6 protein-coding genes are annotated in these 13552 nt (G+C 51.0%); 2 read left to right on the top strand and 4 right to left on the bottom strand.

Annotation, left to right across the window (positions count from 1 at the left end; genetic code table 11):
* Positions 1-4: 4 nt before the first annotated feature.
* Positions 5-6565: an OmpL47-type beta-barrel domain-containing protein gene (locus BM200_RS03475; protein ID WP_175532720.1), complete on the bottom strand. Its 6561-nt coding sequence runs from the start codon at positions 6563-6565 to the stop codon at positions 5-7.
* Positions 6566-6671: 106 nt separating this feature from the next.
* Positions 6672-7502: a helix-turn-helix transcriptional regulator gene (locus BM200_RS03470; protein WP_091181375.1), complete on the bottom strand. Its 831-nt coding sequence runs from the start codon at positions 7500-7502 to the stop codon at positions 6672-6674.
* A 167-nt stretch (positions 7503-7669) separates the two neighbouring features.
* Between BM200_RS03470 and BM200_RS03465 the strand changes: the two genes are divergently transcribed.
* Positions 7670-8767, top strand: a complete 1098-nt coding sequence (locus tag BM200_RS03465; protein ID WP_091181374.1) for an FG-GAP repeat domain-containing protein — start codon at positions 7670-7672, stop codon at positions 8765-8767.
* Complete coding sequence (locus BM200_RS03460) at positions 8764-9831, top strand: Gfo/Idh/MocA family protein (RefSeq protein ID WP_091181373.1); 1068 nt, start codon at positions 8764-8766, stop codon at positions 9829-9831. Before BM200_RS03465 ends, BM200_RS03460 begins: the two co-directional genes overlap by 4 nt.
* A gap of 41 nt (positions 9832-9872) precedes the next feature.
* Here BM200_RS03460 and BM200_RS03455 read toward each other — a convergent pair whose 3' ends face one another.
* Positions 9873-11054, bottom strand: a complete 1182-nt coding sequence (locus BM200_RS03455) for a serine hydrolase domain-containing protein (protein ID WP_091181371.1) — start codon at positions 11052-11054, stop codon at positions 9873-9875.
* Positions 11055-11173: 119 nt separating this feature from the next.
* The gene (locus BM200_RS03450) at positions 11174-13549 is read right to left on the bottom strand and encodes a glycoside hydrolase family 95 protein (protein WP_091181370.1); all 2376 of its coding nucleotides are present in this window, start codon (positions 13547-13549) and stop codon (positions 11174-11176) included.
* Between the last annotated feature and the right edge of the window lie 3 nt (positions 13550-13552).

The following is a 13552-nucleotide window of genomic DNA, read 5'->3' as shown; positions in this document are numbered from 1 at the left end:
ATTATTAATGATGACTGAAATCGATTATCCGAAGCAGCAGTACCGCTGCTTCCGCACGTGTTGCTTGGCCTGAAGGTTCGAACTTGCCGTCTCCTCTACCTTGCAAGATACCTGCCTGCTGTAAGGCCGCTACATAACCGGCTGCCCACGCAGGAATGTCCGAAGCATCGGAGAATAACTCTTTTACCTTCTCCGGCTCTAGAGGCTTAATTCCCGCCGCTTTGGCCAGCATCGTTACCAGTTCGGCTCTCCTTACTTGCTCGTTTGGCCGGAATGAACCGTCTGCGTAACCATTTACAATTCCGAAATCCTTCGCTCTGGCTATGGCTTGAGCCGCCCACACTGGAATATTGCCATCATCGGAGAATTCCGATTCTGATCCGGCAGGAGCTGCCTTGTCTATCACCGCATTCATAAGCATCGTGACAAATTCTGCCCGTGAGACATGTCCCTCCGGCCGGAACGTACCATCATTAAATCCATGGACCACCCCGCAGCCGTATGCGTCCCTGACTGTCTCCTCCGCCCAATGTCCCGTCATATCGGCAAAAGCAGAGGTGCTTTTTTCTGCCGGCTTACAAGCGACCAGCTCAACCGGGCTTGCTTCCTCTGGTTCCTCCGGCTCTTCCGGTTCAACTTGAGGTGGACTAACCGGATTATATCTCGTAATTGTCACGGTATAAGTCTGGATTGTTGTCCCGTCTTGAGCAGTAACACGAATCGTAATGATTTGGGTTCCGACGGACAAATCGATTAACTCCTCCAGCGGCTCGCCTTTTTCGTTTAAAATATCAACCTTTGCACGGGTATCGTCAGGGACTGCCGTCATTTTTGTTGTCGATACCGAGTACGTAACCCCCGCTGTGTAATTCAGCGTTTTGTTCAGGAAGGGCTCGTTCATCCTAATATCGCTTAGCTTGAGTTCACTCAAATTTGCGTTACTTGAAACAATCTCAAAGTGATAATTAGAGGATGATTCACTTTCGTTGCCCGCAGCGTCCGCAGCAATCACCTGAATACTATGTCCGCCAATTATAAGATCCGTCTTTGGCACAAACCGCCAGTTTCCAAGATCATCCGCCTCAGCCACGCCAGCCACCTCACCGTCAATCCGGATGGTAATCTTGGACAGCTTCTCCGCCGTTCCCGAAATTTCAGGCTTTGTTTGGTTGGTTCTGGAATCTTCATCTGGCTTCGTTACGAATGGCACCGCTGGGGCTGCCGTATCAACAACAAAATTCAACTGTACAGCGTCCTCTCTCACGTTGCCTGCCTCATCTGCGACTTTGACTTTAAGCTGATGCGCGCCATCCATTAAACTACTCGCAGGGCTGAATGACCAGCTGCCTTCTTCATCCGACTTCAACGGGTCAATGGCCGATCCGTCCATCGTCAAATTGATCCAGGCACCTGCCTCGGCCTGTCCAGTAATAACAGGCTTTGCCGTGTTCAGTAATGCCCCTTCGGTTGGATCGGAGATGATGGCTAGATCTGGAGCTGCCGTATCAATCGTAAAATAGATTTCCTCGGAATGTAGTCCGATGTTTCCAGCCTCGTCCTCTGCTGACGCGCGAATCGTGTGCTTGCCGTCCGGCAATTCTTCTGTCAGCGTAAACGACCATGCGCCTGAATTGCTTGCTTTCCCTTCAACTACCTGATGATCATCCATAAAAACGCGTACAGTGGCGCCAGCTTCCGCAGTTCCCGAGATCGTTACCTTGTTTCCTTTTGTAATCGTTCCCTCTACCGGAGCAAGGACAACCGGTGCTACTGGCTCCTTCGTGTCTATCGTCCACGAGACGGAATTTGATATCTCACTGACATTCCCTGCAGCATCCTTAGCCGCTGCCTTCAGTAAATAAACCCCATCTTCAAGCGGTTCGGTCATCGTAAACGTCCATATTCCACCGCCACTGGCCGTTACCGTCTTAACTGGCGTATCTCCAATATATAAGGTGACCTTCGAGTTTGCCTCTGCCTGTCCCTTAAAGACAGGCTTGTTATTACTCGTCATTGCCCCATGAACCGGAGCTTCGATGACTGGAGCTTCCGGAGCAATTGCATCAATGGTAAACGTCAGTTCAGCCGATTCCGCCGCGGTATTGCCTACGGGATCTTTAACCGATATCAGCGCATGATGAACACCGTCAGCCAATGCATGAACAAGCTGAGCCTTCCATTTTCCATCCCTATCTGCAGTAACGACAGGAAGCGTGCTGCCGTCGATCATTACCGTAACAATAGAATTTGCTTCTGCTGTACCTGAAATCGCCGGCGTATTATCTGCAAAAAGCTCGCCGTCTGCAGGCTCCAACACAACCGGTGCAGGAGGAGGAGTTCTATCGATACGAACGACAGCTTCCGCAACAGAACCAATGTTGCCCGCTTTATCAATGGATCTTGTGCTGATAATGCTCTCGCCCTCAGCGGTGATCGTCAGCTCCCCTTCATAGGTCGCCCATTCCTTGGCACCCGCTCCCGTAATTCGGTATTCTGTCCGCTCAATTCCGGATTCACCGAGGTCCGTGCCAGCTGTTACCGTCACCTTCACGGAATCTGCCGATGTCCATTCCGTAGTCTCGGGCACAACGGTTGGGGCTGCAGGCGATGATCTGTCGATCTTAACGGTCGCTTCCTGCTGAGCACCAACATTACCGGCCGCATCAATGGTTCTTGCGCTGATAGTTGTTAAGCCTTCAGCTTCAATATCCGCAGTATTGGAATATTCGGTCCAATCTTTCGTTACTGCACCTGATAAGCGATACTCTATTCGGCTAACTCCAGAGCCGCCTTGTTCTGCAGCCGGCGTGATAGAGAAGTCAACCTTATCTGCCGAATTCCAGCCTGTTTTGCCGATTCGTATTTCCGGCGATACCGGTACCGTTTTATCTATATACACCTTCAAATCGGTCATTTCACTTCTATTTCCTGCCTGATCCACGGTCCTTGCGTGAACCGTCGTCTGGCCTTCGGCTGTCACCGTAATTTCCCCGGAGTAGGTTGTCCAATCCGCATTGGCTGCGCCAGTTAAGCTATATTCTGTAAGACTTGCACCAGATAAAGAATCGGTTCCCGGCGTGATCGTAATACCAACGTTTTCCTTCGTCCAGTCCGCAGCCGAAGCAGCAACCTCAGGACTCGTCGGAGAGGTTCGGTCAAGCTGAACCGTTACCTTGGTTGAAGCTCCAATATGGCCGGCATTGTCTATTGTTCGCGCGGATACTTCCGTCTGACCTTCCTCCGTTACGATAATCGGCCCCGTATAAGGCTTCCAATCCGTGGTGATTGCTCCAGACAGACGGTATTCTATGCGCTTAACTCCTGATCCTCCGCTGTCCGTACCGGCCAACGCCGTCACCGTCACGCCAGCTGAAGAAGTCCAACCTGATTCTTCAGAAGTTAGTAACGCTGCTCCTGGTGCTGTGAGATCGATCGACTGAACTTCTTCTGACTCCGTGCTAATATTTCCTGCCTTGTCAACCGTTCTGGCGGTTACCGTTGTTTTCCCTTCTGCTCTCAGGTTGATAGGTTCCGTATAAGTTGTCCAGCCAAGCGTTGTCACTCCGGTCAGCTTATATTCAACGCGGTCTGCCGATGATGCGTTGTCTGCTCCGGCGGTCATCGTTACTGAAATCGAAGATCCCGACCAGTCTCCTCCTGCAGGACTGATGGCTGGAGCAGACGGAGAACTCCTGTCGATCTTAACGACTCCTGTCGATACAGGGCCAACATTTCCCGCGTTGTCTATACTTCTGGCATTAATTGTAGTCTGACCCTCCGAAGTAATAGATATCTGGCCCGTATAGGTTGTCCAGGCAAGAGTTGATGCGCCGCTTAAGCTATATTCCGTTAGGCTGATGCCTGAACCACTGTCTGTTCCCGGTGTGATTGTAACTTTTACGGATGCAGCATTTGTCCAGGCTGTTAGATCCGGAGTCACCACCGGCACAGCAGGTTTTGTCTTATCCAGCTTCACAATAACGGGAGCTGCTGTACTTGTGTTGCCTGCGTTATCTATCGTTCTAGCTTCTACTGTCGTTTGACCTTCCGCACTAATAGAAACCGCACCGGTATAAGCCGTCCAATCTCTCATTATTGCACCTGACAGTTTGTACTCCGTCTTGTTCACACCGGAGCCGCCAACGTCTGTCCCGGCTGCGACAGTTACCGTTACATTCGACGCATTCCAATCTGATCCAACAGGTGTAATAACGGGAACGGCAGGTTTTGTTTGATCGATCGATATGACCGAAGTGCTTTCGGTGCTTATATTGCCTGCCTGATCAATCGTTCTGGCGTGAATGGTTGTTTGTCCTTCTGCAGTGATCGTCACAGCGCCAGTATAGGTAGTCCAGCCCGATGTGACTGCTCCGCTTAGACTAAACTCGGTGCGGGCTGCTCCCGAACCGCCGGTATCAGTTCCGGCAGTCAAAGTAAACGAGGCATCAGCTGCCGTCCATGCTGTAGTTGACGGAGTTATAGCTGGCACCGCAGGCGCTGTCCTGTCAATCTTTACGACACTTGTCGTGACAGGTCCAACGTTGCCGGCATTGTCTACCGTTCTGGCGCTGAGCGTGGTTTGCCCTTCGGCATTGACTGTCACCTGTCCCGTATAGGTCGTCCAATCGAGCGTAGCAGCGCCGCTTAAGCTATATTCCGTCCTGGCGACACCTGAACCGCCATCCGTTCCGGGCGTAACGGTAACCCTCACGGATGCGGCATTGGTCCAATTCGTCGTGCCAGGAGTAACGGTCGGCGCCGTAGGCTGCGTCTTGTCCAGCTTCAAGGTAATCGACTTGCTCGTACTGATATTGCCGGCATTATCAATTGTTCTGGCTTCAACGGTCGTCTGTCCGCCAGCCCCTATTAATATTGGACTGGCATACGTGGTCCAATTCGATGTCGCAGCACCGGTCAACTTATATTCCGTCCGGCTGACACCGGAGCCGCCTGTATCTGTACCGGATACGATGGCTACAGTAATGTCCGTATTGCTCCAGGTACCGGATGCGGGTGTAATGCTTGGCGCTCCAGGCGCTGTCTTATCGATCATAATAACGGCTGTCCCCTCGGCACTGGCATTGCCCACGTTATCAATTGCCCGCACATGGACTGTCGTTTGTCCTTGCCCGAGTATTTCAAAACCCGCGGTATATGTTTTCCAGGCTGCGGTTACAGCGCCAGACAGACTGTATTCTATTCGCTGTACACCTGAACCGCCCGAATCCAACGAAGACGAAAACCAAACTGATACTGATTTTGAACTCCATCCGCTTGCTGACAGATTAATGGTCGGCGTGGCAGGCGGCGTTCGGTCAATCTTTACGACCGCTAAAGCCGCCGTGCTTATGTTGCCGGCATGATCTATCGTACGAGCAGTAACGGTTGTCTGCCCCGAATTTGAGATACGAATGGGGGACGCCTCGTCGTATGTTGTCCAACCAAGGAGTGTAGCACCGGATAAACTGTACTCTGTCCGATTAACCCCTGTTTCAGCATCCGTTCCCGGGCTAATCGTGATATCGACATCCGATGCGGTCCATCCGCTTCCGGCTCCCGCAATCGTCGGTGGCGTAGGCGCATTAAAGTCGAAGGAAAGCTTATAGAACTTTGTATTAATGGAATAGTCCGTATAGTTGTAACCGCCTATAACATATACGGCAGAACCAATCTTTACTAAGCTTGCATCGACCATGTTCCCCGGGTTCTCAATGTCCTTTGTCCAGGTATTTGTCGCGGGATCATAAATGTAAAAATTGTAATTTCCCATCACCAATACTTTCCCGTTCTCAAGCGTCACTTGCGCATGATTGTAAAAAAGGTCACCGCCGCTATAAGGCATAGTCGCAACCGTCGTCCAGGTATTAGCCGCTGGATCATAGATATAGGAAAAGAACGAATAGACAAACCCGCTCAGGCCGCCGGTCACCAGCACACGACCGTCCTTTAAAGTGCTTTGGGCTGCTCCATATAGACCTCTGGGCAAAGGGGCCGCCTCTTCCCAACGGTTTTCGGAGGGATCATAAATATACGCATTACTGTAAAGCAAGGAATCGGAGCTGGGGGAATAAATGGAGTCAGCTCCGCCTGCGATCAGTACACGGCCATCCGTAAGTGTGCTCTGTGTATGGCCAATCACGGTATGAGGGACGTTTGCCGCATTCGACCACGTGTTTGTAGATGGATTATAAATCCGGGCTTGGTCGTTATAGATATACCCGACTCCATTAGTGAAGACATTCCCTCCGGTAACCAACACGCTTCCGTTAGACAGCGTGGATTGATTGTGATAAGCGAGGGGTAATGGCGCACTAGACGACCAAGTTTGAGAGACCGTGTCAAAGATATACGAATTCTTCGACATTGCATTCGAGCCGTTCTGCCCCCCGGTCACCAGAATATGGTTTCCTCCAACCGGGCTCGCCACGGAGCCGGGGATCGGCTCGGGAGGGGTTGGCAATTCCTCCAACGAAACCGCGGCATAAGCCGCCTTTTCCACACATGATGGCCAGAATACAAAAGCAATTGCGATAAGCAATAAAGTGTAACTTAATTTACGAAGCATTACCTTCATCCTCCTCTAACTGAATAAGCAGGACAAGAGTAGCAAAAATTGTTGAGTCAGCCAATTAACTTTAGTTAACTCCATAAAACATTTTGCAAAAAAACAGCTATTCCCACTCTAACTCGCGATATTGCCCTGGCGTAAGTCCTGTCATTTTCTTGAAAATGTTATGAAAAGTCGTCTCGCTCTGATAGCCGACTAGTTCTGCAATCTCTTTAACCGGACGGTCGGTTATTTGCAAGTACCGCTTCGCTGCCTCCATCCGGCATCGGATCAGATATTGAATGGTGGACATCCCAACCTCTTGCCTGAATAAATGAGATAAATAGTATTTGCTTACAAATGTGATCTTTGCAAGCTGTTCAAGGGATATTGACTGCCGAAAGTTTTCTTCCATATAGCTTCTTGCCTTCAAGACAGCAGCTTCCGAGGGTTTAACCGAGCTCCGTTCTGCAACATAACCCGTCACCTCGCGCGCTAATAGAACAAGCAGCAACCCAAACCAATAATTAGCCGCAGCACGAGCTTCAGGACGATCCGAATGAAACTCCGCGTGGCTGCTTCGCAGCAGCTTAACGAAATCTTCAGCCCTTTCGCCAAGCTCAACAACAGGTGAATAATCCGTTTCCAGGAAGTAATCGTTTGGATAACCCTTCACCTGCAGTCCTTTGAACGCAAAAAAAGTAGCGCGAAACGGGTAATGCGTGGACAACTCCTCATGCCATACTCCCCTGTGATACAGCAGTACAGTCCCGGGTCCGACCTCATAGGGAGTATCATCAATAATAAACGTCCCCCTGCCCTCCTCAACAAAGAGAAGCTCGCTGTACGTCTCATGCCGGTGAAGCGGATGCTGAAAAGGATTGGTTTCTCTGCAATGAAACTCTCCGCTTGCTATCAAATAAGCCGGATTAAGAAAACGCGAGTAATCTCCCATCTCTATCCCCCTCTATTCACAAGAATGAATAACCCATTTCGCAACATTCCATATTGAGAACAGGCTTAAAATTCGGTATTTTCTAGTATGTAAGCGCTACTTGAACTATAAATGCTTTTCGGGACTTTTTGCAATAAACAATAGCTATGATACGGAGGAATCGTTCTATGCTGGAATTCAGGAAACGCCTTCTTTCGGAAGACAAGTACGAAGCATGTGCCGTGTTTGATGTAAATAACGACGGAATTACGGATATCGTAAGCGGAGCGTACTGGTATGAAGGACCGGATTTCACCCGCAGGCACCGTATTTGCGAGGTGGAAGCTATCGGGGAGTATCATGATGACTTCTCCGATTATCCCATGGATGTGGACGGTGACGGATGGCCTGACCTGATCACCGGCTCCTGGTTTACCGAAACGCTGAGATGGCGCCGCAATCCCGGCAATAACACAGACGAGTGGGAAACGAATGATATTGACCGCTGCGGCAATATTGAGACGATCCGTTTCTGCGATATTGACGGATGTGGTGTGCCGGAGATTTTCCCCAATACTCCAAATGAACCTCAAGCCTTCTATAAGCTGCTCCGAGACTCCGACGGCAAAGGCACCGGCATGTTTCAAAAGGTGGTTATTGGAGAAGCAGCAAGCGGGCACGGTATGGGCTTCGTAGATATTAACGGGGACGGGCGCATCGATATTGTGCTGAATGAAGGCTGGCTTGAGCAGCCTGAGGATCCCTTTCACACGCCTTGGACATTCCATCCCGAATGGTCGTTAGGCTCTGCGAGTGTTCCCGTTATTGGCCATGATGTGAATGGCGATGGTCTCATGGATTTGATCGTTGGCCAGGCTCATGATTACGGCCTTCACTGGTATGAGCAGCGCAAAGAGGCAGATGGCAACCGCAGTTGGTACCGCCACACGATTGACGATACCGGATCGCAATTCCATGACCTCTGGCTGGTCGATCTCGACCTCGACGGCAAGCTGGAGCTTGTCACCGGCAAACGTTATCGCGCCCATAACGATGGCGACCCCGGCGCTCATGATCCTATTGGGCTCTACTACTATCGCATTGATGGCGGCCAATTCACCAAATTTATAATTGATTATGGCAGTGCCGGAGAAGCTTCGGGTACCGGTATCTATTTCTGGGTTCAGGACCTTACCGGCAACGGCTATCCGGACATTGTGGCACCTGGCAAAGACGGACTTTATCTATTTGAGAATACAGGACCGGTAAAGGAGACATTGCGATGAGCAAAAAACTGAGAATCGGGTTTGTTGGCGTCGGAGGCATGGGGCAAATGGCACATCTGTCTAATTATGCTGTTTTGAAGGACGAATGCGAGGTCGTCGCTATTGCAGAGCCCCGGAAGCAGATGGCACAGCTTGTCGCCAGCCGCTATGGCGTACCGGAAGTATTCAGCAGCCACCTTGAACTGTTAGAACATTCCGCTGTTGATGCAATCGTAGCGCCTCAGCCTTTCCGCAACCATCCCCATGTGATTCCGGATATTTTGCTGGCAGGTATTCCTGTCTTGACGGAAAAGCCGCTCTGCCTGACGGTACGGGAAGGAAGCCATATGGTGCAGATAGGCGAAAAACACGGCAGTTTACATGTCATTGGTTACCATAAGCGTTCCGATCCGGCTGTGGAGTATGCCAAAAGGGTTATTGAAGAATGGAAGGAAAGCGGCAGCTATGGTGATCTGCAATATATACGGATAACGATGCCGCCTGGCGATTGGGTTGGGGGTGCGGACCAGCCGCTAAGCAGTGAAGAACCCTATCCTTCACTCCAATTGGAGCCCGGCCCGGACAGCTACACGGACAAGATGACGCAGATGCTGGACAGCTTCGTTAACTACTACATCCATCAAGTGAATATGTTCCGTCACCTTCTTGGCGAGAATTACCGGCTTACCTTCGGCGACCGCCGCGGGATTGTCCTTAATGGAGAAAGCGATAGCGGCATTACTGTTACGCTAGAGATGGCCCCTTACCATACTTCCCATGAGTGGGAAGAGCAAATTCTTGTCGGTTTTCGCCATGGCTATGTCCGAATCGATCTTCCCGCCCCGCTAGCACGCCAACGTGCGGGAAAAGTGACGATAAAGAAAGACAATGCCACTGTTGGCGAAGCTCTCACCTACGAGCCGATTCTGCCAAACGTATCCGCTATGCGCAATCAAGCCCGCAATTTCCTCGCTGCTGTCCGAGGCGACCGCTCCGCCCCTTGCACAGCGAAGGAAGCGCTGCAGGATTTAATCTTCGCACAGTCCTACGTGGACTATATGACTCGGAACTATCCGGACCAATAACAAAAAAAAGCTGCTGCGCACATAGCGCAGCAGCTTTCTGCTTATTTCAACAACGAGCTCATGACAATATTACGAAGCTTCCGGGTGAGCGGCGTGGTGCCGGCATCCTTCTTCTGAATCATGAACAGAATCGTAATTCCATCCTGCGGGCAATTGCCGAAGTAGGCGCCAAGCCAGCCGTCCCAGCCGTATTCTCCCGGGCTTGCGAGAATGCCCGCGGTTCTGGTATCCGTCATAATGCGCATCAGGTTGCCGTAGCTGTGGCCGGTCAGCTGGTGCCAGGTGTCAAAACCCTTCTGCTGCTCCGCATTTAAGGTTGTTGTCGTCAAATAGCGAACCGTTGCCGGTCTCAAAATCTGAACGCCGTTTAGAGTCCCGTTATTCATCAGCATGGTCGTAAATTTGGCCGCATCATCAATGGTGGAGACAAGTCCGGCCCCGCCTGATTCGAATGCCGGATCGCGGTCCATCTGATGTATGATACCCAAATGATTGCCCGTATACAGCGTCAATCCGCCTTCGCCATTGTCGGCATAGGTCTTAACGAGACGCCCTCTCTTGTCCTCGGGCAGCCAGAATGCGGTATCCTTCATGCCCAGCGGACCAAACAATTCTTGTTGCAGAAACTCGCCGTAGCGCATTCCGCTGACGACTTCTACTACAGCTCCCAGCACATCCGCTGAGGTTCCGTAGGTCCAGGAGGCCCCCGGTTGAAAAGCAAGCGGTGCTCCGCCCAGACGGTTCATAATTTCCACAGTGCCAAGCGGCGTTTCTCCCAGCAGACGTTCATCTACTTCCCGGAACAGCGCTTCCGTTGCTTGTCCGGCTGCATTCGTTCCCCCGTAAACAAGTCCGCATGTCATGTCAAGCAAGTCATGAATATTCACTTCCCGCTCTACCGGAACCAATTCACCGTCAACCTCTGCCTTCTGATTCTTGAAGCCCGGCAGGTAACGGCTAACCGGATCGAACAAATCAATCTCTCCGCGTTCCACCAGAATCATAACAGCCGTTGCCGTAACCGGCTTCGTCATGGAATATAACCGGAAGACGGAATCTCTGGTAATGGGTCGTCCCGCTTCCCGGTCTGCCATACCGTCTTCATGGTAGAAAATTTCTTTGCCGTCTTTGATCACCATGAAGTTAGCGCCTGAGACTTCGTTATTATCGATCCCTTTTCTAAGCGTTGCTTTAATCTGGCTGATTGCTGTCTGATCCAACATGTCGGGTATTCTCCCTTTCTTCAAATAGCTTCCTCGGACCAAGGTCGCGTAGTATATTCGCTGTACAAACAGCAAATTCCTCTTCATCCGCTCCTGTATTTGAAGATCCTTCCCGCTATTTACGTTCTGCTTAGTTTATACTTGCCGCCTGGAACTGTCTCGAAGGACAGGATCCCGTTCTCATCCGGATTAACCGTAAGCTTAACGCCATCCGCTTCCACTTCCAGCGGAACGGATGACATCACCCGGCAGGTTCCTCCCGAGTTAGAAATAATATCAACGTTCTGGACTGCTCCTTCTTCCCATTGAAGCGACACTTCGAAATGTCCTCTTGCCCGCAGTCCCTTCACATAGCCTTGAGGCCAGGCTTCTGGAAGTGCCGGCAGGAGATGAATAAAGCCTTGATGGGATTGCAGGAGCAGCTCGGCAATTCCCGATGTTGCAGCGAAATTGCCATCGATCTGGAATGGAGGATGCGCATCAAAGAGATTCGTATAAACACCTCCGCCATGGTGATAGTTCTCCTTCTCGCCATCTACCAATGTCAGCAAATTAGACAATAACCCAAATGCGCGGTTACCGTTGCCAAAGCGCGCCCACAGACCAATCTTCCATCCTAGACTCCAGCCGGTCCCGCCGTCTCCGCGAATATCGAGCGACCGCTCTGCTGCAGCCATCAACTCCGGAGTCTCCTTCCACGTCAATTGACGTCCCGGATATACGCCGAACAAATGAGAGACATGACGGTGGAACTGGTCTTCGTCCTCGAAATCCTTCGACCATTCCTGAAGTCTTCCGTTGCTGGCGATTTGCAGAGGGAACAAGCGGCTACGCGTATCCGAGAGCTGCTCCCGGAACGACTCATCGACACCTAGAATGCTGGAAGCTTCGATGAGGTTCGTAAACAAGTCCCAGATCAAAGACATGTCCATCGTAGATGCCATGCTGACGCCAGCCAAGCCTTCTGACGTGCGGAATTTATGCTCCGGCGAAGTTGATGGAGAGGTAATCAATCGTCCTTCCTTATCTTCATGCAGCCAATCCAGACAGAATAAGGCGGCATTTTTCATGATGGGATAGGCTTGTTCCCGCAAGAATGTCTGGTCTTTCCCAAAAGCATAATGCTCCCATAGATGCTGACAGAGCCATACCCCGCCCATTGGCCATATCGTCCAAATCGCCTCTCCATGCCCATATCCTCCAACCGGAGAGCTCAGACACCAAATATCGCTATTATGATGAGCCGTCCAGCCTCTCGCTCCGTAATGGGTTGCAGCCGTCTTTTGACCGTTTTTGGACAGTCTTTCGATAAAATCCAATAGCGGCGTATGACACTCTGCCAGATTACAAGTTTCGGCCGGCCAATAATTCATTTCTGCATTAATATTTAATGTCCAGTTGCTGCTCCACGGCGGCCGGGTCTCCTCGTTCCATATGCCTTGCAAATTCGCTGGCTGGGTACCTTTCCGAGAGCTGCCGATCATCAAATATCGGCCGTAATGGAAGAGCAGCTCCACTAGCCCCGGATCACTTGCACCGTAATCGCGGATACGCGCGTCGGTCGGATAATCGGTTGGAGCGATTGATTCCCCCAGGCTGAGCTGAACCCGATCAAACAACTGTTGATGGTCAGCAACATGTCTTTGCAGCAACTCAGAATAAGAGAGCTTCATCGCGTTTTCCAGATAAGCTGAAGCTTCTGCCGACTCGTTCTTGCCCTCACTCCCCGGTGAACGATCGTAGCCGTTAAAGCTTGTAGCCGCGCTGAAAATAAGCGTAACAGCAGTTGCTCCTGTAACCTGCAAGCCATCTTGACTGTACTTGGCTTGTCCGCCTTCCAGCTTGGCTGCCAGACGTCCTTCAAACCGCATCGCATTAGAGCTCCCCGGTTCGCCATATACCAGAGGTTCTTCCGTATCATAGTAGCTGGGGTCAACCTGTTCGGGAGCAACTCCACTAAGGATCAGGCACTCCTTATCGCAGGAGGTTTCATAGCGAAGCGGACTTTCCAGACTTGCCAGAACATCCAGCTTCCCCGGGCTGCTCGCTTCCAGTCGAAGCACGACAACCTGATCCGGATAAGATACAAACAAGCTTCTTGTATAAGTCACGCTTCCGATCCGATATTCCACGGTTGAGGTGCCGTCTTCCAGATGAAGGGTCCTGCGATAATCTTTTACAATATTCCCATGAAGAAACTTGACATATAAGTCTGCCATTGGCATGTAAGACTGTGTATATGGCCCCATCATCTTTTTGCATAATTGATCGGCTTCAAAATATTTGCCTTGCTCAACCAGCCGCCTCACTTCAGGAAGGACCTTGACAGCGTTGTCATTATCCGTATTGCGCGGCCCTCCGGACCAGAGTGTATCTTCGTTCAGCTGAATGCGTTCCGTTTCCTGGCCGCCAAACATCATCGCTCCAAGGCGCCCGTTTCCGGTTGGCAGTGCGTCCGTCCACTTTCTAGACGCATGATTGTATTGTAATTTCATAGC

The organism is Paenibacillus catalpae, from assembly GCF_900112695.1.
In the GTDB taxonomy this organism is placed as follows: Bacteria; Bacillota; Bacilli; order Paenibacillales; family Paenibacillaceae; genus Pristimantibacillus; species Pristimantibacillus catalpae.
This window is presented reverse-complemented; position numbering and strand designations above follow the sequence as displayed.